Genomic DNA, 24,311 nt, shown 5'->3' with positions numbered 1-24,311 from the left:
CGCTTACCAGAAGGAAATCACAATGGCCGCGGCCATGGCCATCAGGACAAGCGCCTGAACACGGTAGTTCTGCCACATCGGACGCTGTTTCAGTTCGGCCGTCTCTTCATGATAGCTTGCGACAGTCCAGATATAAGGCGTCGGATCCTTTTCGGACGGCGCGGTCATCAGGCTGCCGACAACCAGCATCAGGCAGGAGAAACCGAACACAATCGGCGTTACAAGCAGGAAGTGCAGGCTGAAGAGGTGCCAGACCTCGATCATCAGGAACATCAGGACACCGAGCGCGGTACCGCTCATCAGCGCGATGAAACCGCCGGTCCCGTTGGCGCGGCGCCAGAAGCTGCCGACCAGGAACAGCGCCAGGGTCGGCGTAACCGCATACGACAGGATCGTCTGCAGATATTTGAACAGCGAACCGAAACGTTCAATTTGAGGTGCCCACAGGATGGCGAGTACAAGCACGGTGAAGGTGGACCAGCGGCCAACCTTGACCATGTCGCTTTCGGTGATCTCCGGCTTCCAGATGCGCACAAAGTCCATGGTGACGAGGGTCGAGGCCGAGTTCATGGCGCTATCGATCTGCGACATCATCGCCGCCAGGAAGCCCGCAAGCACGAGGCCCAGAAGGCCCGCCGGCAGGAACTTGAAGATCAGCGTCGGATACACAAGGTCCGGGTTCGACAGGTTCGGCAGCAGGATGATGGCGGCCGTGCCCGGCAGCACCATCAGGAACAGCCCCGGCAGCTTGATGAAACCGGCGAACAGCGCGCCCCAGCGGCCATGTTCAAGCGACTTGGCGGAAAGCACCCGCTGCACCATGAACTGGTTGGTACACCAGAAATAGAAGCCGAGAAGCGGCGCGCCAAGAATGAGGCCCAGCCACGGAACGCCGGGGTCGCCCATCGGCCTGATCAGGCTCAGCTTTTCATGCGGAACAGCATGCATAAGCTGGGACCAGCTGCCGATATGGTCGAAGGCGGACCAAGCTACCACGACGGCACCGATAAGCAGGATAACGGCCTGCACGGCGTCGGTGATGATAACCGCAGCCAAACCGCCGACGATGGTATAGGCGCCTGCGAAAATTGCCAGAACCGCGATCATGAGCGAGATCGGGATGTCCGGGAAGATCATCTTGAGGATAAGGCCACCGGCATAAAGCGTGGCCGACGTGTCGATGACAACGGTCAGGAACAGTGTAAGGCCGGAGAAATATACCCGGGCACGGCGGTCATAGCGGCGTTCCAGATATTCCGGAACCGTATAGACCTTGGCCCGGAGGATGAAGGGCATCACGAAAATGGCGAAGAGCGCCAACACCAGCGCCGCCAGCCATTCATAGTTATAGACCGAGATCCCGGTTGCGTACGCATCCCCCGCAAGGCCAACAAGTGTCGTCCCGGAGATGTTGGATGCATAAAGCGACAGACCGATGAACGGCCAGGTGAAACGCCGTCCGGCCAGAAAGTAATCTTCCGCGGTATCCTGGCGGCCGGACAATGCCCAGGCCATGCCAACAACCAATACAAAATACAGGCCGATTACGACCAGATCGAGCTGACCCAGATGAAACTCGCTCACCCCAATTCCCCTTTTCCCAGATGCTGTTCCCAAGCATCGAAATGATTCTTATTTCTTATAAGTGAGAAAAGGCCTGAATTGCAAACTTTTTGCAAATTCAAAGTGAAATTACTTTATTTTTGCAACAGGGCAACAGGCCTCTGATTGACGGGAAAACTGGATGGTTTGTCTATAGTAACGCTGACTCGGCGCCGAACGCTACGTAAAGCCGCGCAGGGCCTCTCCTGCTGCAACCACCAAATTATAATGCAACAAATTACATAATTTATTGATTTTTGCATTTTTTACGTTATTTTTGCAAAATACGGAAACGATACAGGTCCAGCATGTCCTGTTGGAGACACAGGCCTGTATTGGGGGATTTACGCCCAATGGGCGCAGTATGAGTTAAGTGGGGTCGACGCAGCTTTCCTCTTCGACGACCAAAGTTTAGGGGCCTCTTTTAGGAAGACTTCATGCCTGCAGCAGGCTTCCCTCCCGCAAGGCATGAACCTGAAAGAGCTATCTTCACCCTGGCAGATTCCGTCTGCCAGGGTGCTTTTTAAATACCCCTAACCATGGCACCATACCTTAAGGTCAGGCGAAGCATGGCCGACGCTACGCACTAGGGAACGAGTGGGGGAGAAAGTTCAGTGTCCAACAAGGCAGCAGAAACTAATCCGCAGGCACTGCGCCGCATTGCCATCATCGGTGGCGGATCCGCAGGCTGGATGACCGCAGCGGCCCTTGCCAATGCCATCGGCACCAGCTGCGACATTACCCTGATCGAATCCGAAGAAATCGGCGTGATTGGCGTTGGCGAAGCGACCATCCCCCCGATCAAGCTGTTCAACCAAAGCCTGGGCATCGATGAGAATGTCTTCGTCGCAGCCACGAACGGCAGCTTCAAACTGGGCATCCAATTCATCGACTGGACGCGCAAGGGCCACGCCTATTTCCATCCGTTCGGCCAATATGGTGCCGATTTCGACGCTATTCCGCTCTATCACTATTGGCTGCGCGAACGGGCGCATGGCGACACATCCAGCCTGGACGACTATTCCATGGCGTGGGCCGCCGCGGCCCGGGGGCGCTTCAACCGCCCGACCGATGACCCACGGCTTGTGCAGTCCACCTACGATTACGCCTACCATTTTGACGCCATTCTCTACGCCAAGCTTCTGCGCTCCTATGCCACTGAACGCGGCGTTGAGCGGATCGAAGGCAAGGTGACCGATGTCTCGCTTGCAGGCGAGACCGGCTTCATTGAAAGTGTCACGCTCGCGGATGGCCGCACGGTAGAGGCTGACTTTTTTGTCGATTGCACCGGCTTTTATGGCCTGTTGATCGAAAAGACGCTGCAGACAGGCTATGAGGACTGGACCCGCTGGCTGCCGTGCGACCGCGCCGTCGCTGTCCCATGCGCAAGCGGCGGCGACTTCACGCCTTACACCAAGTCGATCGCCCATAAGGCCGGCTGGCAGTGGCGCATTCCGCTCCAGCACCGCATCGGCAATGGCCATGTTTATTGCAGCCAGTATATCTCCGATGAGGACGCGACCGGGACCCTGCTCTCGAACCTTGACGGCAAGCCGCTCGCCGACCCGCGCCTCCTCCGCTTCACCACAGGCCGCCGCAAGCAGTTTTGGAACAAGAACTGTGTTGCGATCGGGCTTTCAGCGGGGTTCATGGAACCACTTGAATCGACCAGCCTGCACCTTATCCAGTCAGGCATCCGACGCCTATTGGCGCTGTTCCCGGATCGGGACATGAACCCGCTTCTCGCCACGGAATATAACCGTATCACCAAAGCGGAATACGAACGCACGCGCGATTTCCTGATCCTGCACTATAAAGCAACGGAAAGGCGCGACAGCCCCTTGTGGCAATATACCGGCGCGATGGAAATCCCGGAGACGCTTCAATACAAGATCGATCATTTCCGCGCCTACGGCCGCATCGTCGCGAAAGATCTGGAACTGTTCCAGAACCCGAGCTGGCTTGCTGTCTTCATTGGGCAGGATATATGGCCAGAGCATTATGACCCGCTTGTGGACATGCGCCCGCAAGTCCCGGCCGCAGACAACCTAAAGAGCCTGCGCCGCATCATGCAGGAAGCCGCCGAGGTCATGCCGACCCATGAGCAATATATCGCGCACTATTGCCGTGCTATGGCGCAGTGAGCCCGGATAAAATCTTCCTGTGACGGCAGCTGGGCAACCGTGCGGTCGACGATGGTCTTGAGGTCCCCCATGAAACCCTTGAGCTGATCGCGCGTCAGCATATCCGCCATCGGGTGGTAAGCTTCAGGGGTAATCCCCTGCCCGATCATCACCTGGAACCAGCCAAGTTCGGTGAACAGCTCTTCGTGCTCCCGGAAAATACGGCCTGTTGACCTAAACAGGTCGATCTTGTGCTGAAGGGTTTCCGGGATGTCCATTTCGCGGCAGCGGGTCCAGAAGTCGGAATCCGTACGCTCATTTGCATGATAATGCAAAATCAGGAAGTCGCGGATACGCTCGAACTCGAAATCCGCCTGCCGGTTATATTCATCAATTTCCGCCTGGGCGAAACTCTTGTCCGGGAACAGCGACAGCAGACGGCTGAGGCCAGACTGGATCAGGTGAATACTGGTGGATTCCAAGGGCTCCATGAAACCGCTGGAAAGCCCGAGCGCGATACAGTTCTTGTTCCAGAATTTCCGCCGTTTCCCGGTGGTAAACTTCAACACCCGCGGGTCCGCAAGCGGCTTGCCTTCCAGGTTCGAAAGCAGGATCGCGGTCGCTTCGTCCTCGCTCATATAATCACTGCAGAAGACATGGCCATTCCCCGTCCGGTGCTGGAGCGGGATACGCCACTGCCACCCTGCCGTATGCGCGATAGACTGGGTATAAGGCCTTGGCGCCGAAACATTTTCACTGGGGACGGCGATCGCCCGGTCACACGGCAGCCAATGGGTCCAATCGTCATAGCCCGTCTTCAGGGCGTCTTCGATCAGAAGCCCGCGGAAGCCCGAGCAGTCGATAAACAGGTCGCCGCCGATCTCCGTACCATTTTCCAGCGTCACGCTTTCAATGAAACCGTCGCTGCCCCGTAAGGTGACGTCGACGATTTTGCCTTCGGTGCGCGTTACCCCCTTGGCCTCAGCCCTTTTCCTGAGAAACCGGGCATACAAGGTGGCGTCAAAATGGAAAGCATAGGATATCCCCTGCATATTGGTGCCCGGAATGGTGTCGAACCGCGCCATTTTTCCGGCCAGCGCCGCCGTATCGTTGAGGGAATAGTCCCACAGGCTGCCCGCCACACCTTCGGCCCGCGCCTTCAGCCAGTAATTCTCAAACTCCAGCATGCCAAGCCCGCGCCCGATGGAGCCAAAGGCATGCATGTAACAATCCCCAAGCTTGTTCCAGTTCTGAAACTGGATGCCCAGCTTGAAGGTGCCGTGCGTGGCTTTCAGGAATTCGTCTTCATCCAGCTCAACCAGGCGGTTAAAAAGCCGGATCTGCGGGATGGTCGCTTCACCGACACCGACGGTGCCGATGGCATCCGATTCAATCAGGCGGATGTTCAGGAGCCCCGGCATGGCATAGGAAAGCGCCGAAGCTGCCATCCACCCCGCCGTGCCACCACCTACAATCACGACATCCTTGATCCTGTTATCGGTCATCCGCCCTTCCCTTTTTACTTACCGCCAAACAGTGCCAGCCCTCACCGGCGCCGTCAAAGCCGTTCCTAAAAAATTGCCCCTGTCGACCGCGAAGTCGGCAGGGGCATGATTGAGTACCTGTTAGGTCAGGCTTAGAAGTCGTAAGTCACACCCAACATGATGTTCCGACCGTATTCCTGATAGTCACGAACCTGACGGATATCATTGTTCAGGTAGGTGATGAACGGACGGTTGGTCAGGTTCTTACCCTGCAGCAGGATCGACAGACCATCGAACGGACCGCTCTGGAACTCATAGCCAATTTGAGCATCGACCAGGAATTCCGACCGGGCTTCAACCAGCGTACGGCTCAGGCTGAGCGCCGCGACTTCGGCCAGGAATGCAGTCCGGTAGCGGCCGCTGACACGGGCTTGGAAGCCGTTCTTTTCATAGTAGAGCGTGTCGTTCAGCACCCAGTGCGACAGACCCGGCATGGTAGCCGTGTTAACCGGGTCGATCTTCACCTTACTGTTGGTGTAGGACAGGCTGAACTGGTTGCCGAAGCCATCCAGTTTCTCGCTCAGGAGCGTGCCCGGCAAGGTCGTGGCCAGTTCCGCACCCCAGAGGTTGCCACCGCCGGTGTTGACCGGAACAGTGATAAAGCCCTGATAGACGTTGTTGACGTCGATGCCATTGGTCGGCAGGCCGCTGAAATCGGTCAGGATCGGCAGATCCGTTACCCACGTCTCCAGGTGCTTATAGTAAGCGGCCACCGAGACAGCGCCACCATTGCCGAAATAGGCTTCGTAGGCCAGGTCAGCCGAGTCCGCCAGGTACGGCCGCAGGTTGGGGTTACCGCCCGAACCGCTCCACGGTGATTCACCGTTAACCGACTTGTGCACGGAATAACCAAGACCGGAGTTTTCCTGATCCAGGCGCGCCCGAGCCAGAGTCCGGGACAGACCGACGCGGATGAAGTGGTTTTCCGACACTTCGAACGACATGTTCAAGCTGGGCAGGATTTCCCAATATTTGTCACCGAAGGTGCCCGGCGTTACCACCGTCTGGCCGTTGTCATTCGTGGTAACCCGGTTACCGAGCGAACTTTGGTCAGTATGCACCGCCTGCACGCCGATATTGCCTTTAACCGGGGTATTGCCCCAGGTGCCGTCAATATTGGCTTTCACGAACGGCGTGATAACCTTCTCGGTCACGGTCCAGGTATTGGTCAGACGGCCGGTGTTCCACAGGCTTTCACGGGTACGGGTGTAGTTGCCGTCCTGGAAGAAGCTGTAGCTGTCGAAGCTAACCATGCCCGGAATACCGATGAAGCCCAGCGATACCGGATCATACATATACTGCGACGGAACCTGAACGTCGGTCGGGTAATCCTTCAGCGTCAGCACGTCACCCTGGTCCAGAAGCGATTTTTCACGGTGCGAGAAATAGACACCGAAATCGACGCTGGAGAACAAGCCTTTTTCGAACTGGCGGTTCGCCGCAAGGCGGATAGCATACAGTTCGTCATGGATTTTCGGGTGGTTGATGAAGCCATCCTGACAGTTGGCAAGGCGGCCACCGCAGTTGTTCCAGCCCTGGCTGTCCGTCAACTTGAACAGGGTCGGGTCGGCATAGTCGATGGTCGGGTCGAATTGAGCGACACCGTTGCTGTTGAGCGTGAAGCCGAGGTTATCGGTCGCGCCAACACCACCACCACGGCCAGTACCGGCGTAGATCTCGATATTGGATTCAAACTTCTTCAGGCGCGAATAGCTGAGGTCAGCATTCACGGACCACTTATCATTAACCTGATAGTCGACGTTCCAGCCAGCAGCGAAGATGCTGGAGTCACGATGGACAACATCGTTCCGCATCACGGCTTCGACGCCATCGAACGTACCATTCGTAATCAGGCCATTGTCGACAGTATAGCCCGGCTGAAGCTGGGCGGCCGACCAGGCAAGCGGCAGCTCGATGCCGCGCAGGCGCTGGTGATCCTTGAATTTGGAATAGTAGAGGTCAAGCCGGGTATGCAGGGATGCATCGGGCTTATATTCCAGAACGCCGATCAGGCCGTCACGATCAAGCGTGTTGGATTTCACATAAGGCTTGGCACCACCCAGAACCAGGTTGCCGTCGGCTGCTGTCGGGTAACCCCATGCCTGCCAACGGTTTTCCTGGGTCGGCTCTTTCATCTTCGAATAGCCGATCGCAACACCGATCGTGTCATCTGCGAACTGGTCGATGTAGGTGAAGTTGGCGCGATAGCCCTTGTTCGATACGTCAGGGTTCAGCTTGCCCAAGGTATTGAGCTCACCACGCAAGCCAACGACCACCCGGCGGCGGCCATAGGAGAGCGGGCGAACCGTCTGCATATCGATGGTGCCGCCAAGACCCTGACCGACAAGGCCGGCATCCGGGGTTTTATAGACGACAACACCGCTCATCAGTTCAGCCGGATATTGGTCAAGCTCGACGCTGCGGTTATCGCTGGCGCTCACCTGCTCGCGGCCATTAAGCAAAGTGGTGGTGAAATCCGGGCCGAGGCCACGGATGCTGACAACGTTGGCGCGACCATCAAGGCGCTGGGCGGCAAGGCCCGGCAGGCGCGCGATCGATTCAGCAATACTGGTATCCGGCAGCTTGCCGATATCTTCCGCGGTGATGGCCTCGACCATCGAGGTATTGTCTTTTTTCTTTTGAAGCGAACTTTCAATACTGGCGCGAAGACCCGTTACGGTGATCTCCTCCAGCGTATTGACGTCTTGCGTTTTCTTTTTGCTAGCCTTGGCCGTAGCCGCAGCCTTGTCGCTTGCCTTAGCGGCGGCGTCCTGGGCATGTACCGAGCCCGCAGCCAATAGCACAAGCGCCATACCCGTCGCCGCACTGCTCATCAGCCGCGAACGGTAAAGCTTTCGTTTAGATTCCATTACCCTCTCCCAAGATTGGCGTTCCCGAAGAACCAAGGCGTGCCTTTTCTTTGCAAAAAGACAACGGGCCTATCAGACCTGTACCGGAACGGCTACCTTTCCCTGAGACCGCCCCGACGCCCTTTTTATTGGTCGTTTGCAAAAGTTACCCCATATTCTGCAAATCGCAAGCTTGATTATCATTTTTTCAATATAATTTGCAAAATTATGCAGCATTTCTGCAACAGTCCTATTGTATAGGCCCCAGGGACTATGCGGCATACGGCGCAGATTCAAGCCATTTACATGGGCCTCTTGATAGAATCAGATCACATGTATGGGAAATGCCGTTTTTTGCATTGTTTTTGCATTTTCGCATAAATTCATGCAATGAATACCAAAACAGAAGGCAGCCGACTCTCTTTTGCAGGCGCAAACTGGACGTTACCAATGCCTTTCGTTTATTTGAGTCGTCAGCCATGACCATACGCTGCAAAGAGGCATAGGGCATCCGGTATAGGCGCCTTTAGTGCTTTTGCTGATCCGGGTTTGGCTCGCTGAGGTGATGGGAGTGCCTGTGATGCGGAAGGGGACTTGCCTCATCCTCGGCATGGATAAGAACTTCCTTATGCCATTCCGTCGCCTGTCGTGCGGCATAGGTATCAAGCGTTTTTGTAGGCCAGATATTCAGGAGATAATCCCGCGTCAGCGGTACAGCATCCTGCTTCTTCGCCAATTGAAACTGGAACACCACAAGGTCGCCATTCCTGAAGGCGGTTTCACTGGCGACCAGATAGAATTCCCACATCCGGCAGAAGCGTTCATCATAGAGCGCTGCAGCCTTGGCCCGGTTGGCCAGGAACCGTCGGCGCCAGGCCTTTAGCGTCTCGGCATAATGAAGCCTCAGAATTTCCAGGTCCGTAACATAGAGCCCTGCCCGTTCAATCGCCGATGATGCCTCCGACAGGGACGGCACATGGCCGCCCGGGAAGATATATTTGCTGATCCAGGCGTTGGTGGCGGACGATCCGCTCGCGGCCCCAATGGTATGGACCAGGGCCACACCATCATCCGTCAGCGTCCGCCTGATCATCTGGAAATATTCGTCATAGTGCGGGACGCCGACATGCTCGAACATGCCGACGGACACAACCCGGTCAAAACGGGCGCTGACTTCCCGGTAGTCTTCCTGCGCAAAAGAAAGATGGCTCCCCACCGCCTTGCTGCCTGGGTGGGTGCGGGCATATTCATACTGGTTTTCGGAAAGCGTGACGCCTGTCACCATCACATTGTGCGCCCGAACCAAATGCCGGGCCAAACCGCCCCAGCCACAGCCGATATCGAGCACACGCTGCCCGGGCTTGAGCCTGAGTTTGGCGGCAATCAGCTCCATCTTCTGGCGCTGAGCCGTCTCCAGGTCATCATCGGGGGAGCGGAAATAGCCACAGGAATACTGCCGGTCCTCATCAAGGAACAATTCATAAAGCTCATCCGAAAGGTCATAATGGTGGGCGACATTGGCCCGCGCCCGCCCTTGCGGATTGAAACTTCTGATCCAGCGCCCGACCTTGCCGCCACCGACTAGCCGCCTGCCCGCCCCCCAGCCGGTGTTCCGGGTCAGGAGATCCATCAGTTCATAAATGGTGCCACCCCCATCAACGGTCAGCTGGCCGTTCATATAGGCCTCGCCGAAATAGAGGCCCGGGTTCAAGGCGATCTTCAGTGCGGTCCAGCGGCCTGAAAGCCGCATGGTCAAAGCCGGCCCCGGCATATCACCTTGGAAATGATATTGCCGTCCGCGTGCGTCGATCACAGTCAGGGTGCCGATCTTGATCAGCCTGGTCAAAACCGCCGCCAAAAGTTTCATGCTAACCTCCGAGCAGGATGAGGCATTAACCTTGGGTACGCGATAAACTCATAGGTGTAACTATAGCGGTAAAATGGCTTAATCTCAATGCTACCCCCTGCCGCAGGCCGGGAATAAGCTCTATAGTCACCTACTGGGTGACAAGGAGAATGGACGGATGCTGCCCAAAACCATGAAAGCGATGGTCTTCTCAGCCACCGGTAAACCGCTGCAGGAAAGCGAGCTGCCGGTCCCGCACCCGTCTCAGGGGCAAATCCTCATCCGGGTTCATGCCTGCGCGGTTTGCCGGACCGACCTTCATGTGGTCGACGGCGACCTGAAGGAGCCGAAACTGCCGCTTATTCCCGGCCATGAAGTCATCGGTTCGGTTGCCGCGCTTGGTGCCGGGGCTGAAGGCTTCCAGCTTGGCGACCGCGTTGGCGTGCCCTGGCTTGGCTACACCTGTGGGAAATGCCGTTTCTGCCTCTCCGGCCGTGAAAACCTGTGCGAAAGCGCCCGCTTTACCGGCTATACGCTTGATGGCGGGTTTGCCGACTATATGGTTGCTGACGCCCGTTACTGCTTCCCCGTGCCAGAGCGCTATTCGGATGTCGAAGCGGCACCGCTTATGTGCGCGGGTCTCATTGGCTACCGTGGCCTCGCCGCAGCAGGGGACGCCAAGCGGTTAGGCCTCTATGGTTTCGGCGCTGCCGCCCATATCATCGCCCAAGTGGCCCGCCATCAGGGGCGTGAGGTCTATGCCTTCACCAAACCGGGGGATGACAAGGCGCAAGCCTTCGCCCGGTCCCTTGGCGCCAAATGGGCTGGCAGCAGCGACGATAAGGCACCTGACCTTCTGGATGCCGCCATCATTTTTGCCCCCGTTGGGGCCTTGGTGCCTACAGCCCTCAAGGCGGTCGACAAAGGCGGCATCGTGGTTTGCGCCGGCATTCATATGAGCGATATACCGAGCTTCCCCTATTCTATCCTATGGCAGGAACGGACAGTGACCTCAGTCGCCAACCTCACCCGCGCTGACGGCGATGCGTTTCTGAAGATCGCGCCTGAAGTCCCGGTGACGACGGAAACCCACGTCTATCCGCTTTCCGCCGCCAATCAGGCGCTCGATGATCTGCGCGCTGGCCGGTTTGAAGGCGCAGCCGTCCTCCAAATCCGCTAAAGCTTGGTCCGGCCAAGGCGGAGCGCATTGGTGACGACCGAAACCGAGCTCATGCTCATCGCGGCTGCCGCAAAAATCGGCGACAGGGTAATGCCCCAAACCGGATACAGCACACCGGCTGCAATCGGCACGCCGAGCATGTTGTAAATAAAGGCGAAGAACAGGTTCTGCCGGATATTGGCCATGGTCGCATCCGCCAACCTGCGCGCCCGCACGATACCGTTCAGGTCGCCATGCAGCAGGGTGAACCCCGCGCTTTCAACGGCAACATCCGCGCCGGTGCCCATGGCAATGCCGACCTCAGCCTCAGCGAGCGCCGGGGCGTCATTCACGCCGTCCCCCGCCATGGCGACGCGCGCGCCCTTGTCTGTCAGTTCCTCGACCACCGCCGCTTTGCCCGCGGGCAACACCCCGGCATGGACCTCATCAATCCCAAGCCGCTTGGCCACCGCTGCGGCCGTCACCGCGTTGTCGCCCGTGACCATCACCACGCGCAAGCCTTCGTCCCTGAGGGCATTGAGGGCTTCGAGGGCCGTATCCTTGACAGGGTCCGCCACGGCAACAAGCCCCTTCAGTGCTTCGCCCGAAGCCAGGAACATCACCGTTTTGCCGTCATGGCGGAGAGTATCAGCCTTCTCCTCCCAGGCCGTGATATCGACCCCAAGGTCCTCCATCAGGGCACCGTTGCCGAAGGCCACCGGATTGCCGTCAACCGACCCGGTTACGCCCTTGCCGGTCACGGCGTCAAAGTCCGTGACCTTGGCGGCGGACAAGCCCCGCTTATCGGCGGCATCATGAACCGCGGCAGCAAGCGGGTGTTCGCTGCCGGCTTCCAAGGTGACCGCAAGCTGGAGGAGCCCCTCCTCCGTTTCGCCTTCAACCGGCAAAAGGTCGGTGACGACCGGTTTCCCGACCGTCAGTGTCCCGGTTTTGTCCAGGATGAGCGTATCGACCTTGGCGAAGCGTTCCAGCGCCTCGGCATTCTTGATCAGCACACCGGCATGGGCACCGCGCCCTGTCGCCACCATGATCGACATCGGCGTCGCAAGCCCCAGCGCGCACGGGCACGCGATGATAAGGACGGAGACAAACGCGATAATCGCATAACTGTAGCTCGGGGATGGGCCGACAAGCGCCCATACGATGAAGGCCAGCACGGCTGAGCCGATCACCGTCGGCACGAACCAACCGGCGACGGTATCCGCAAGCTTCTGGATCGGCGCGCGGCTCCTTTGTGCGTTCGCCACCATCTCGACAATCTGCGACAGCATGGTCTCGGCGCCGACACGCTCGGCTTTCATGTCGAAACTGCCGGTGCCGTTGAGGGTGCCGCCGGTCACGGTGTCGCCCTCTGTCTTCTCGACCGGAATGGCCTCGCCCGTCAGCATCGATTCATCGATACTTGAGCGGCCTTCCAGAACGGTACCATCGACCGGAACCTTTTCCCCGGGGCGCACACGCAGATGATCCCCCACAACAACGGAATCGAGCGGCACTTCTTCCGTACCGCCGCAGCCTTTGACCCTGAGGGCGGTCTTTGGCGCCAGGTCCATCAAGGCCCGGATGGCGCCGCCGGTTTTCTCCCGCGCGCGCAGTTCCAGCATCTGGCCCAGAAGCACCAGGATGATGATCACCGCCGAAGCTTCGAAATAGACGCCGACATGGCCTGTCGCATCCCGAAAAGCGGGCGGAAAGGCACCTGGGGCAAGTGCGGCGACAAGGCTATACACATAGGCCGCCCCGGTGCCGATCGCGATCAGCGTGAACATATTGAGCGCGCGGTTGGCAAGCGACGCCCAGCCGCGTTCGAAAAACGGTTTCCCACACCACAGCACCACCGGGGTGGACAGGATCAACTGCACCCAGATATTCACCCGCTCACTGATGATCCCGTCGAGGCGCAGTCCAAAATGGGGCGCCATGGCGAGGATGAAGACAGGCAGCGTGAAGATAAGGCCGATCCAGAAACGGCGGGTGAAATCGACAAGCTCGGGGTTCGGACCCGCGTCGGCGGCGGGGATGCCCATGGGCTCAAGCGCCATACCGCAGATCGGGCATGTCCCCGGCCCTTCCTGCACGATTTCCGGGTCCATCGGGCAGGTATAAAGCGTACCCTTCGGCATCGGCTTTTCGGGCTTCTTTTCACCCAGATAGCTTTCCGGGTCCGCCACGAATTTTTCCCGGCAGCGTGCCGCGCAGAAATAATAATCCGTGCCCTTATAAGCCGCCGTATGCTTGGCGGTCTCGGGGTTCACTGTCATGCCGCAGACAGGGTCCTTGACCTCATGTCCGCCTGTTTCTTCATGGGTGTGGTGACAACAGTGATCGCTCATAACGTCCCTTTCCACGTGCGGAGAGTACCGCCCGTACGCCATACAGTCTTGTGGTTGTATAAGGCAATATGGACCAGCCCGGGTCGTATTTAAACCCCTGCGACAAAGACTTACCTCAACAATGACGGAAAGACGCCAACCCGTATAAGGCACAGCCGCACACTTGCGATTTCGGGAAAAAGCCGCCAAGAAACGGCCAGCGCGATTTATTCGGCGGCGGCCATGGCTTTGCTGCCGGAAAGCTCAAGCTCGAGATTGTGCCTGAAGGTATCGATCGTCGAGCGGCGTTTGCTCAGGATATTGCTGACCTGATGGTAATCCGCCGGCGAATCCACATCGATCGCAGCCTCGGCAAACGGCAGCTTGACGGCCGTTGCCTGAACCCCGAGCGTGCGTGAGGCGCGCTCAAACGCCTGCTCGACCGTGAAGCGGCGGAACAGAAGCCCGGCAAGATTGCGGAACCCGAAGGCCGCGAACAGCTTCCAAGGCTTCTTGCGCTCATTTTCGATCCGCTTCCAGAAAGCGATGGCGGCAGCGGCTTCAGGGCCCATGAAGGCAAACAGGTTCGCGCCCGAGAAGCCTTCGCCGCGGAACGGCAGATAGGTCCGCTTGGACCCCTCATGCTGTGCTTCGATATGGCGGCGCTCGACAAGCCCGATGGAAACACCGGCGCTATAGCGTGCTTCGGTACAGAAACGGTCAACCATTGTGGGCGTCAACAGCGCATGGTCTGCGGTGGTGACAAGGTAAGGCCAGGCCCCTTCCGTTTCTTCCAAGGCAGCTGCGACGCTGCCACAGATAGTGTCGGCACACGGAAGCACTTCAACCGGCACCAGCTGTTTGGGGTCCATCAGGTCCGGACATGTGGCCTTCAGCACATCAGCGTCATCAAACACCACCAGGATACGGCGGATAGAGCGCGAGGCGCGAAGCGCGGCCACAACGCGGGAAATCATCGGCGCGCCTTCGATCGGCACCAGGGCTTTGTAGGGTTGGTCGAACATGGAGGCCACGGCATCATCGGCGTGGCGGCTGCCGGCGAGCACGACGGCGGTAAAAATCCGGACATTGTCATAATTCTGACGTACCGGCTGTGCTAGCTCATGCTGCATTGGCTGTTGTACGTCAAAATCATAAACGGCAACGTCGTTCATGCCCTACGGTCCTCCTAGATTACGGCTGACCGGCAAGTGCGGCACAGCTTATTCGCAGAAACCGCGGCGACCAAAGAGCGGCCGGCGATAGGCACGGTTCTGCATCTTTTAATGTCTTCTGTAGCTGAGAGTGGCACCAAAGGCAACTTTTGGCACACTTTTTTAGCGCTAAGGCTTAGCCCTGCCCAGAACCGGATACCATAAACTGAGCCAAAAAAGCGCAGTAAACCAGCCGCCGATCACGTCGCTCGGCCAATGAACCCCGACCATGACCCGGCTGACACCAACGGCCAGCGCCATCAGGAGCGCGAGGGTCAGGATTGCGCGGCGGTAAGCCGGGTAAACCTGGGCCAGAAACATCGTGACAATCAGATAAACGACGGTCGAGCGCGTGGCATGACCGCTTGGGAAACTGGCGCTGGTCTCATGCATCAGGTGGCTGACAACCTCCGGCCGCGCCCGGTTAAACAGATGTTTGAGCACGGTCACGATCAGCATCCCGCCCGTGATCGCCAAGGCGTAAAGCCCTGCCCGAGCCCCGCCTTCACGCCGCCACACGAGGCCGACAAGGCCAAGGCACAGAGCGATGAGCGCGACCGTGCCGCCGATATGGCTGAGGCCAAGCGCAAACGAGCCCGTCCAGGACGGCCCGATGAGCACAGACGTATCGGCCGCTTGCCGGAAAAACAGCAGCCCCCCTCGGTCAAAGCCAGACAGCGCGCCCGAGTTGGCAAGCCCCGCCCAGGCAGTGCCAATTCCTGCGAACACAATGATGCGCAGCTTTTCCTTCCGGGTATAAAGTGACTTTCCAGCCGGACTGGAACCATCAGTAGAATGAACAGCAGCGTCAGACTTATCCGCCATAAAATCTTCCATATCTATGCCTTGACCCGCCCCCTTTAAGCCACGATGCTTGCCGCCTGCGCAACCGTTTTTGCAACCGATTTCAAGAGAGTGCTCATGTCCGAGACCTACACCATCGACGACCTTCTCGCCATCATGGCCAAGCTGCGGGACCCTGAAGGCGGCTGTCCGTGGGACATTGAGCAGAATTTCGAGACCATCGCGCCCTATACCATCGAAGAAGCCTATGAGGTCGATGAAGCCATCCGGGCGGATGACATGGCATCCCTGAAAGACGAACTGGGTGACCTTTTGTTCCAGACCGTCTTCCATGCCCAGATGGCGAAGGAGGCCGGACATTTCGATTTCGCGAGCGTCGTTCAGAATGTGTCGGAGAAGATGGTGCGGCGTCACCCGCACGTGTTTGGGGATGCCAGCATTGAGGATGCCGACGCCCAGACAAGCGCATGGGAAGCCCAAAAAGCCCGCGAACGCGCGGAGAAGGCCGAACGTGAAGGCCGCGCGCCGTCCGTACTTGATGGCGTTTCCTTAAGCCTGCCCGCACTCCTCCGCGCGGTGAAACTGCAAAAGCGCGCGGCCCGCGTCGGCTTCGACTGGCCTGAAACCCTGCAGGTTCTTGATAAAATGCAGGAAGAATCGGCCGAACTGGTTGAGGAATATAAGGCGGGCGCCGATCCGGCCCGGATACGGGAAGAATATGGCGACCTTCTGTTCGTCGTCGCCAACCTCGGCCGTCACCTGAAGGTCGATCCCGAAGAAGCGCTCCGTGACGCCAACGCCAAATTCACCCGGCGTTTCCACCGCATTGAAGCGCTTCTGGCCGCAGATGGCCGCACGCCTTCCCAGTCCAACCTTGAGGAAATGGACAGCCTATGGGACCAGGCCAAAGCGGAAGAAAAAGCCGCAGCAAAGGAAACAGGCAAGGCCTGAAGCCTTAACGGCGGCTCTGGAATTTGCTCCAGGCGACGGGGTCCACCGTGAATTTGAAGGTCATCCCCTCCTCCCCGGCTTCGCTGGAGAGGACTTTCGTGTTGGCGTGAATCCATGACTGGGTGCCGCCATCGGCATAAGGCACCAGAAGCTCGATTGTCTCATCCTGACGGCTAAGCACGATATCGATGGCATCCAGAAGCCTGTCACAGCCTTCCCCGGTCAGGCCCGAGATCGCCACCATTCGCTCCTGGCGCTTGTCGAGATTGAGAAGCCCTGTCTTCGCTTCCTCATCCAGAAGGTCGGTCTTGTTCATGGCCTCAATGACAGGCGTGCCTTCCCCGTCCTCGGCCAGTTCCACGCCCAGATCCTTGAGGACCAGCTCCACATCCGTTTTCTGGATGTCTGTATCAGGGTGGGAGGCATCGCGTACGTGAACGATGATGTTGGCTTCCAGCACTTCCTCAAGCGTGGCACGGAACGCCGCAACCAGCGTTGTCGGCAGCTCGGAGATGAAGCCGACAGTATCGGACAGGATGATTTTCTTCCCGCTCGGCAGGATCACGGCGCGCATGGTCGGATCGAGCGTGGCGAACAGCATGTCTTCGGCCAGCACCTCGGCGCGGGTGAGATAGTTGAAAAGCGTCGATTTCCCGGCGTTGGTGTAGCCGACAAGCGCGATGATCGGGTACGGCGCCTTCTGGCGGCGCGCACGGTGCAGCCCGCGAGTACGTGTTACCTGTTCAAGCTGGCGTTTGATACGGGTGATGCGGTCGGCGATGATCCGGCGGTCGGCCTCGATCTGGGTTTCACCCGGCCCGCCCATGAAGCCTGAGCCGCCGCGCTGGCGCTCAAGGTGGGTCCAGGACCGGACAAGACGGCTTTTCTGATATTCGAGGTGGGCAAGCTCGACCTGAAGCTCGCCTTCCTTGGTGCTGGCGCGGGCGCCGAAAATCTCGAGAATCAGCGCGGTGCGGTCGATCACCTTGGCCTTGATCGCGCGTTCCAGGTTGCGCTGCTGGCCGGGGCTCAGCTCACAATCGAAGATGACGAGGTCAATTTCCTCGGCCTCAACGCGCTCCCTAAGGTCCTCAAGCCGGCCTTCACCGATAAAGGTTCTGGGGGTCAGCGACCGCAGCGGGATGACCTCACCGCCCAACAGGTCGACATCGATTGCCTCGGCAAGGCCCATGGCTTCATCGAGCCGGGCCTCGGGCGTGCGTTTATGTGGGCCTTCGTCGCGCCCCCGAACATACGGGTGCACAACAAAAACACGTTGCCGGACTACCTTCTCCTGAAGATACCCCAGTCCGTCAGTCGACCAACCGGCACCATCCGGCCGGTCGGCCGCACGATCCTCGTCGGTCCGATCTGACAAATTAACCTTCTAGGTCTTTTTCCGGTTCGAACAGCTGGACCGGGCCTGACGGCATTACAGTGGAAATGGCGTGCTTGTAAACAAGCTGGGAATGCCCGTCGCGGCGCAACAGTACGCAGAAGTTATCGAACCAGGTGATAACACCCTGCAGTTTAACACCATTGACTAGAAACACCGTAACCGGCGTTTTGGTTTTGCGAACGGCATTGAGAAAGACGTCCTGAAGGTTTTGATTTTTGTCTGACATGGACAGTCCGTTTATCTTTTCTAAGTTTTTGATTTTGCGCCCTTTTCAGGCATTAATGCGGCCAATGGTCATGGAGTAAACACAAACCTCCCCCGTCACCGTCCCGGCACGCACACCATATATGTCAGACAGACTGACCCTCGGTCAATATGCTTCCAGCAAAAAATCGCTATAAAACCAATAACATCCGGCAATTTTATTGCGAGTCGGTTGCAGCTTAGCTCCGCCAGAAATGCGGATCGAACAGCATAATGAGCGTGAAGATTTCCAATCGACCCAGAATCATGGCAAAGCTCAGCAGCCATTTGGCCGGGTCCGGCAGGCTGGAGAAATTGCCAGCGGGGCCGATAATATGGCCGATGCCGGGGCCAATGTTGGCAACCGCCGACACCGCCGCGCTCAAAGCCGTGACCACATCCAGGTTCATCAGAGACAGCAGAATCGCCACCACGACGATGGACGCGAAGAAAGCCGCCGTGAAAGCCGTGACCGACATCGGCAGGTCTTCCGGCATCCGGCGCCCCTGATATCGAAGCACGACAACCCGGTTAGGGCTCGCAAGCTTCATGATCTGTTCCCTGAGCGTGATCCAAAGCACCTGGAAGCGGTATATCTTGATCGCGCCGGAGGTCGAGCCCGCACAGCCCCCCACGAACATCAGGAGGAAAAAGCCCATCACGGCGGCCGTTCCCCAAGTGGTATAGTCAGCCGAGGCAAACCCGGTGGTGCTGACGATCGACACGATGTTGAAGGCCACTTTTGTCAGTGCGTCAAAGAAGCCCAGGTGCTGGTCGAACATCAGCATGACAGCCGCAACCAGAATCACGATCGTCAGGAAACGCAGGAATACGCGAATCTGCGGGTCGGTGAAGATGGCTTTGAAGTCGCCATCGGCAAACTTGACGAAAGCGATGAAGGGCGACGCCCCGACAATCATGAAGATGATCCCCACCCACTGTGCCGCCGGGCCGTAATAACCGAAGGAGGCATCGTGCGTGCTGAACCCGCCCGTCGCGATGGTCGCCAGGGCGTGGTTGATGGCATCAAAGCTGCTCATGCCCGCCAGCCAATAGCAGAAAGCACAGATGACCGTCAGGCCGACAAAGACCACGGCGATCTTTTTCACGATTTCGCCTGACTTGGGTACGATCTTCTCGGACTGGTCCGAGCTTTCGGTCCGGAAAAGCTGCATCCCGCCGATGCGCAGGAACGGCAGCATGATGATCGCCATCATGATGATCCCTGCCCCGCCGATCCAGTTGACCAGCGAACGCCACAGCAGAAGCCCTGGCAGCATATGGTCAAGCCCGGTCAACACCGTTGAGCCTGTCGTCGTCATGCCTGAAACGGTCTCAAACACCGCGTCGGTATAGGAAATGCCGGTGCTTTCATCGAGCCCGAGCCCCAAAAGCGGCAAGGCCGCGAAGGCCGGCACGATAATCCAGCTGAGCGACGTCAGGAGAAACGCCGTTTTAACGTTCAGGCGTTCCTCATTGGTCTGGTCCCGGGTCGAGATGGCAGCCATAAGACCCAAAAAGCCGGTGAAGATGGCGGAATAGAGGAACTCAAGCGGCGCGGAGCCATTCATCATGGCTTCAACCACTGCAGGGATGGCCATGACGAGCGCAAGGGCCACCAGCAGAATCCCGATGATATGGATGACAGGGCGCAGGTTGATTTGAGAATTCATCGTCAATCCGGGCTGACGGCCTCAGGCCATCCGCCTTCTTCGCAATTAAAGGTGGCGCACGCTAAGGCGGTTTTTGGCCTTTCGTCAAGGCTGTATGGACCAGCCTATGAAGCTTCCCCTGCCGCTAATAGCTTTTCAAAAGCCTCAAGTTGCGCTAAGGGCTTATCGCCTCTTGTCTCGAATGGCTTGATGAAAAAAGCTTATTCGGTCAGGGCGGTGCCGGGAATAGAACCGGTGGAAAGGCACACGAACCCCCAGGGGTTGTGTACCGATCAACGACCAAGGAAGTGCGTACCATGAAGATCATCGTCTGCGGTGCTGGCCAGGTTGGCTTTAACATTGCCCAGCATTTGGCCGATCAACAACATGACGTCACGGTGATTGACCAATCACCCAGCCTCGTCGCCCAGATCAGCGATAAACTGGAGCTTCAGGCGATCGTCGGACACGGTGCCAGCCCCGATGTGCTCGACCGCGCCGGAGCGGCAGACGCGGACCTATTGGTCGCCGTCACCAACTCGGACGAAGTCAATATGGTCGCCTGCCAGGTGGCGCATTCGCTGTTTTCCGTGCCGATCAAGATCGCCCGTATCCGGAACCAGACCTACCAGAAGCCCAAATGGGCCGACCTTTTCTCGCGCGATCACCTGCCGATCGACGTGGTGATCTCGCCCGAACGCGAAGTCGCCAAGGCACTTTACCGCCGTCTGCGCGTGCCCGGCGCCTTCAACATGGTGCCGTTCGCCGACAGCCGTATCAATATGCTTGGCCTCAACATCACCGAAACCTGCCCCGTGGTGGATACACCGCTTCACCAATTGACCGAACTGTTCCCGAACCTGCGCGCCGTGGTGGCTGCCGTGCTTCGGGGCGAAAAACTGTTCGTGCCGGGCCGGGATGACCAGCTTCAGGCCGGTGACACCGTCTATGTCGCCAGTGACTCGGAGACCACATCCCGCACCATGTCCGCCTTCGGCTATGAGGAGAAGGAAGCCCAGCGCATCCTGATCATCGGCGGCGGCAACGTCGGCCTGTTCCTCGGCCAGTATCTCGAGCGCGACAGCGGCATGAGCAACATCAAGATTATCGAGATCAACCGTGACCGGGCCGCCCTTGTGGCTGAAAAGCTCAGCAAATCGGTTGTCATCAACGGCGACGCACTTGACCAGGATATCCTGACCGAGGCCTCGGCCGGGCTTGCCGATACCGTCGTCGCCGTCGCCGACGATGACGAGGTGAACATCCTGTCGTCGCTGTTGGCCAAGCGCCAGGGCTGCGGCCGGGTTATCACGCTGGTGAACAACTCGATCTATAAATGCCTGATCAGTTCGCTTGGTATCGATGTCGCGCTCGACCCGAAGGAAACCTCGGTATCCTCGATCGTCCGCCACATCCGCCGCGGCCGCATTCGGGATCTCTACAGCATCTTTGACGGCAAAGCCGAAATCATCGAAGCCGAAGTGCTTTCGGGCTCGGAAGTCGCCGGCAAGGAACTGGGCGCGCTCCATCTGGGCGGCGAGGCAAAATTCTGCATGATCCTGCGTGAGGAAGAAACCTTGGTGCCGCAATCCAGCACCATCCTCAAAGACGGCGACCGTGTTGTCGTGCTGGCGCTGACCGATTCCGTGAAGAAGATCGAACAGCTCTTCTCCGCCCGCGCGGACATCTTCTAAGCCATTGATAACGAATAAATAAAAGGCCGGGTGATGACCCGGCCTTTTTCGTATCCGCCCAATCAGCAGCCTGTCAGAACAGGTCGGCTTTGGCCGAAAACAGCTGCTCGATACGTTTGACAGCGCCTGAAAGCGACAGGATCACCACCCGGTCGCCGGCCTCCAGGACCGTGTCAGCCTGCGGCAGAATGGTTTCCTCATCGCGGACCAGCATGGTGAATTTGACATCCCCATGCAGCCGAAGCGCGCCGACCTTGCGGCCCGCAACCTCAGACCCCGCCAATACCTCCGCCTCGATGATTTCGGCCTTGCCGTCAAAGATGCTGTACAGGTCGCGGATACGGCCACGGCGGATGTGGCGCACGATGGACGACACCGTCGTCTCACGCGGGTCCAGCGCCACATCAATGCCGAGCGAGCCAATGAGCGCATTATAGACCGTGCTTGTGCTGAGCGTGATCACCTTGCCGCAGCCCATCTGTTTGGCAAGGAGAGACGCCAGGATATTGACCTCATCGTCGTCCACGACCGAAACCACCGTATCGGCTTTTGAAACCTCCGCCCTCAGAAGAACATCCTGATTGAGAGCATCACCCTGTATCACCATGGTTTTATTGAGTTTTTCAGCGATATGCTTTGCCCGATCCGCATTATACTCAATGATACGGACATCCTTGGCGCCTTCGCCCTGCTCCAGGTGATCAGCCAGGAAAAAGCCGATATTGCCACCGCCCACAATCACGATCCGCTGCGCGGTCTTTTCTTCATGGCCGAACACTGCGAGCGCACGGTCGGTCATGCTGGTATCCACCGCGACATAGATCGAATCGCCGGCCCTTAGGTCGTCTTTTGCCTTAGGCACAAAGATGCGCTTGCCGCGCACCACAGCGGCCACGGTGGTGTTCAGCGTCGGGAACAGCTCACTCAGCTGTCTGAGCGGCGTGTCGAGCACCGGACAGGTTTCATCAAGCGTCAAGCCTATCATGCGCACCCGGCCGTCGACAAACGGCACCATATTGAAGGCGCCCGGGATCTGCAGGCGGCGATAAAGGGCCGCCGCAGCTTCAAGCTCAGGCGAGATAATGACATCGATCGGCAGGTTGTCACGGGCAAACAGGTCGGCCCAGGCCGGGCGCAGATAGTCCTGGTTCCGGATACGGGCGATCTTGGTCGGCACGGAAAACAGTGAGTGCGCAAGCTGGCACGCGACCATATTGACCTCATCCGACATGGTCACCGCGACCACGAGGTCTGCCGCCCCGGTTCCCGCACGTTCCAGTACCGCGGGGTCGGAGGCATAGCCCACGATCCCCTGCACCTCCAGCGCGTCACTGAGATGGTTGATCAGGTCCTGTGACCGGTCGATCACCGTCACGTCATTCTGCTGATCCGCCAAATGCTTGGCGATATTGTAGCCAACCTGGCCTGCACCGCACACGATGACTTTCATGATGGTCGTCCCTTCCGTGCGGCCCCTGGCCGAGGCTTATTCTGCGGCTTCGTCCGTTCTGGTACCGGCCCCAGCGAGACCGAGCGACTTGAGCTTCCGGTGCAGGGCTGAACGCTCCATACCGATAAAGGCTGCCGTCCGCGAGATATTGCCACTGAAACGGTTGATCTGAACCTTCAGATATTCGCGTTCAAAGGCTTCGCGCGCTTCCCGAAGCGGCGTGGTCATGATCGCACTGTCGCCGCCGGAGCCCAGAAGATCGGTAGAACCGCTCCTGATCTCCTGCGGCAGGTGGTCGACCTTGATCTCGCCGTTCATATCGTCTGAGCTCATGATCACGACGCGCTCGATGATATTCTTGAGCTGGCGCACGTTGCCGGGCCAGTCGTACGCCTGCAGCGCCGCGGTCGCATCTTCCGCAAGCCTGAGCCGCGCCCGCCCGGTCGCTTCCGCGAGGGCATCGAGGAAATATTGCGCCAGGATCGGGATATCCTCACGCCGGTCCGCGAGCGCCGCCATCGTGAGCGGCACCACATTCAGCCGGTGATAGAGGTCTTCCCGGAAGCGGCCATCAGCAATTTCGTTCAGCAAATCCTTGCTGGTGGCGGAGATCACCCGCACATCCACCTTCACGCCGGTATTCCCGCCCACGCGCTCGAACGCCTGGTCGGTCAGCACCCGCAGGATTTTCGCCTGGGTCGGCAACGGCATATCCGCCACTTCATCAATGAACAGTGTGCCGCCGTGGGCGCGCTCGAACAGCCCGGTCTTGACCACACCGCCATTCTGCTCAACGCCGAACAGTTCCTGCTCCATGCGGTGCGGCTCCATCGACGCGGCGCTGACGACAATGAAATTGTTGCTAACCCGGTGTGACCGCGCATGAATCTGCCGGGCGACGACTTCCTTGCCCGCGCCCGAAGGACCATGGATCAGCACACGGCTGTTGGTGGCCGCGACCTTCTCGATATTCTGCCTGAGACTGTTGATGGCGGGCGAGCGGCCAGTGATGTCCACCGAATAGGCGGAGCGGCGCTTCAGCTCCTCATTCTCGCGGCGCAGGCGCTCGGCCTCGGTCGCGCGGCGCACGGTCAGGAGCAGATGGTCGGCCTCAAACGGCTTTTCGATAAAGTCGTAGGCGCCCTTCTTGATCGCGGCGACAGCGGTTTCGATATTGCCGTGCCCGCTGATCACGATAACCGGCAGGTCACGGTGACGCGACTTCACCAGTTCCAGAATCTCAAGCCCATCGAGCTTGCTGCCCTGAAGCCAGATATCCAGTACCATCAAGGACGGCAGGCGTGCCTCGATCTCGGCGAGGCCACTATCGCTGTCATGCGCGGTGCGCGTGGCATAGCCCTCGTCGTCGAGAATCCCGGCCATCAGGTCGCGGATATCCGCTTCGTCGTCGATAATCAGAATATCAAGTGCCATTTTCGGCAGTCTCC

16 protein-coding genes are annotated in these 24,311 nt (G+C 58.5%); 4 read left to right on the top strand and 12 right to left on the bottom strand.

Going from position 1 to position 24,311, the window contains the following annotated elements:
* Positions 1–3: 3 nt before the first annotated feature.
* Positions 4–1,584: a sodium:solute symporter gene (locus K6118_RS06935; protein ID WP_247119510.1), complete on the bottom strand. Its 1,581-nt coding sequence runs from the start codon at positions 1,582–1,584 to the stop codon at positions 4–6.
* A gap of 632 nt (positions 1,585–2,216) precedes the next feature.
* On the opposite strand from K6118_RS06935, the gene K6118_RS06930 reads away from it, so the two are divergent.
* Entirely contained in the window at positions 2,217–3,746 is a 1,530-nt protein-coding gene (locus K6118_RS06930) for a tryptophan halogenase family protein (RefSeq protein ID WP_247119509.1), read from the top strand.
* Here the strand turns inward: K6118_RS06930 and K6118_RS06925 are convergent.
* The 3 genes from K6118_RS06925 to K6118_RS06915 all read right to left on the bottom strand — a co-directional run bounded on the left by K6118_RS06925 (position 3,722) and on the right by K6118_RS06915 (position 9,985).
* A complete protein-coding gene (locus K6118_RS06925; RefSeq protein WP_247119508.1) occupies positions 3,722–5,230 on the bottom strand; it encodes a tryptophan halogenase family protein in 1,509 nt (502 codons plus the stop codon). The two genes, K6118_RS06930 and K6118_RS06925, sit on opposite strands and share 25 nt — an antisense overlap.
* A 131-nt stretch (positions 5,231–5,361) precedes the next feature.
* Positions 5,362–8,139, bottom strand: coding sequence for a TonB-dependent receptor (locus tag K6118_RS06920; protein WP_247119507.1), 2,778 nt, complete (start codon positions 8,137–8,139; stop codon positions 5,362–5,364).
* Between the two features lie 505 nt (positions 8,140–8,644).
* A complete protein-coding gene (locus tag K6118_RS06915; RefSeq protein ID WP_247119506.1) occupies positions 8,645–9,985 on the bottom strand; it encodes an SAM-dependent methyltransferase in 1,341 nt (446 codons plus the stop codon).
* A 172-nt stretch (positions 9,986–10,157) separates the two neighbouring features.
* Between K6118_RS06915 and K6118_RS06910 the strand changes: the two genes are divergently transcribed.
* Positions 10,158–11,144, top strand: a complete 987-nt coding sequence (locus tag K6118_RS06910; RefSeq protein WP_343269933.1) for a zinc-dependent alcohol dehydrogenase family protein — start codon at positions 10,158–10,160, stop codon at positions 11,142–11,144.
* Here K6118_RS06910 and K6118_RS06905 read toward each other — a convergent pair.
* The 3 genes from K6118_RS06905 to K6118_RS06895 all read right to left on the bottom strand — a co-directional run bounded on the left by K6118_RS06905 (position 11,141) and on the right by K6118_RS06895 (position 15,495).
* Complete coding sequence (locus tag K6118_RS06905) at positions 11,141–13,477, bottom strand: heavy metal translocating P-type ATPase (protein ID WP_247119504.1); 2,337 nt, start codon at positions 13,475–13,477, stop codon at positions 11,141–11,143. The genes K6118_RS06910 and K6118_RS06905 overlap by 4 nt on opposite strands.
* 206 nt (positions 13,478–13,683) lie before the next feature.
* Entirely contained in the window at positions 13,684–14,631 is a 948-nt protein-coding gene (locus K6118_RS06900; protein ID WP_247119503.1) for a nucleotidyltransferase family protein, read from the bottom strand.
* A gap of 168 nt (positions 14,632–14,799) precedes the next feature.
* Entirely contained in the window at positions 14,800–15,495 is a 696-nt protein-coding gene (locus K6118_RS06895) for a phosphatase PAP2 family protein (protein ID WP_247119502.1), read from the bottom strand.
* Positions 15,496–15,591: 96 nt separating this feature from the next.
* On the opposite strand from K6118_RS06895, the gene mazG reads away from it, so the two are divergent.
* Positions 15,592–16,425 carry a nucleoside triphosphate pyrophosphohydrolase gene (gene mazG / locus K6118_RS06890; RefSeq protein WP_247119501.1) on the top strand — a complete coding sequence of 278 codons (834 nt, stop codon included), beginning with the start codon at positions 15,592–15,594 and terminating at the stop codon, positions 16,423–16,425.
* A gap of 4 nt (positions 16,426–16,429) precedes the next feature.
* On the opposite strand, the gene hflX is transcribed toward mazG, so the two are convergent.
* The 3 genes from hflX to K6118_RS06875 all read right to left on the bottom strand — a co-directional run bounded on the left by hflX (position 16,430) and on the right by K6118_RS06875 (position 19,740).
* Positions 16,430–17,803, bottom strand: coding sequence for a GTPase HflX (gene hflX, locus K6118_RS06885; protein WP_247119500.1), 1,374 nt, complete (start codon positions 17,801–17,803; stop codon positions 16,430–16,432).
* Position 17,804: 1 nt separating this feature from the next.
* Positions 17,805–18,050, bottom strand: coding sequence for an RNA chaperone Hfq (hfq, locus tag K6118_RS06880; RefSeq protein WP_247119499.1), 246 nt, complete (start codon positions 18,048–18,050; stop codon positions 17,805–17,807).
* Between the two features lie 217 nt (positions 18,051–18,267).
* Positions 18,268–19,740 carry a TrkH family potassium uptake protein gene (locus tag K6118_RS06875; RefSeq protein WP_247119498.1) on the bottom strand — a complete coding sequence of 491 codons (1,473 nt, stop codon included), beginning with the start codon at positions 19,738–19,740 and terminating at the stop codon, positions 18,268–18,270.
* Between the two features lie 296 nt (positions 19,741–20,036).
* Between K6118_RS06875 and trkA (K6118_RS06870) the strand changes: the two genes are divergently transcribed.
* On the top strand, positions 20,037–21,413 hold the full coding sequence (gene trkA / locus K6118_RS06870) for a Trk system potassium transporter TrkA (protein ID WP_247119497.1): 1,377 nt from the start codon (positions 20,037–20,039) through the stop codon (positions 21,411–21,413).
* A 73-nt stretch (positions 21,414–21,486) separates the two neighbouring features.
* Here the strand turns inward: trkA (K6118_RS06870) and trkA (K6118_RS06865) are convergent, their stop codons facing one another.
* Both trkA (K6118_RS06865) and ntrX read right to left on the bottom strand, forming a co-directional pair.
* Positions 21,487–22,863: a Trk system potassium transporter TrkA gene (gene trkA / locus K6118_RS06865; RefSeq protein ID WP_247119496.1), complete on the bottom strand. Its 1,377-nt coding sequence runs from the start codon at positions 22,861–22,863 to the stop codon at positions 21,487–21,489.
* A 36-nt stretch (positions 22,864–22,899) separates the two neighbouring features.
* Positions 22,900–24,297 (bottom strand): nitrogen assimilation response regulator NtrX, encoded by a 1,398-nt coding sequence (gene ntrX, locus K6118_RS06860; RefSeq protein WP_247119495.1) that lies wholly within the window; start codon positions 24,295–24,297, stop codon positions 22,900–22,902.
* Positions 24,298–24,311: the final 14 nt, after the last annotated feature.

It is taken from the genome of Kordiimonas marina, from assembly GCF_023006325.1.
GTDB classification, from domain to species: Bacteria; Pseudomonadota; Alphaproteobacteria; order Sphingomonadales; family Kordiimonadaceae; genus Kordiimonas; species Kordiimonas marina.
The sequence above is the reverse complement of the archived record's forward strand: the minus strand, read 5'-3'. Positions and strand labels throughout refer to the sequence as shown.

Coding starts and splice junctions, on each gene's coding strand:
- hfq (WP_247119499.1), bottom strand. CDS start 18,050: ATGTCAGACAAAAATCAAAACCTTCAGGACGTCTTTCTCAATGCCGTT.
- K6118_RS06900 (WP_247119503.1), bottom strand. CDS start 14,631: ATGAACGACGTTGCCGTTTATGATTTTGACGTACAACAGCCAATGCAG.
- K6118_RS06920 (WP_247119507.1), bottom strand. CDS start 8,139: ATGGAATCTAAACGAAAGCTTTACCGTTCGCGGCTGATGAGCAGTGCG.
- K6118_RS06915 (WP_247119506.1), bottom strand. CDS start 9,985: ATGAAACTTTTGGCGGCGGTTTTGACCAGGCTGATCAAGATCGGCACC.
- K6118_RS06910 (WP_343269933.1), top strand. CDS start 10,158: ATGAAAGCGATGGTCTTCTCAGCCACCGGTAAACCGCTGCAGGAAAGC.
- K6118_RS06925 (WP_247119508.1), bottom strand. CDS start 5,230: ATGACCGATAACAGGATCAAGGATGTCGTGATTGTAGGTGGTGGCACG.
- K6118_RS06905 (WP_247119504.1), bottom strand. CDS start 13,477: ATGAGCGATCACTGTTGTCACCACACCCATGAAGAAACAGGCGGACAT.
- trkA (WP_247119496.1), bottom strand. CDS start 22,863: ATGAAAGTCATCGTGTGCGGTGCAGGCCAGGTTGGCTACAATATCGCC.
- mazG (WP_247119501.1), top strand. CDS start 15,592: ATGTCCGAGACCTACACCATCGACGACCTTCTCGCCATCATGGCCAAG.
- trkA (WP_247119497.1), top strand. CDS start 20,037: ATGAAGATCATCGTCTGCGGTGCTGGCCAGGTTGGCTTTAACATTGCC.
- K6118_RS06895 (WP_247119502.1), bottom strand. CDS start 15,495: ATGGCGGATAAGTCTGACGCTGCTGTTCATTCTACTGATGGTTCCAGT.
- K6118_RS06875 (WP_247119498.1), bottom strand. CDS start 19,740: ATGAATTCTCAAATCAACCTGCGCCCTGTCATCCATATCATCGGGATT.
- ntrX (WP_247119495.1), bottom strand. CDS start 24,297: ATGGCACTTGATATTCTGATTATCGACGACGAAGCGGATATCCGCGAC.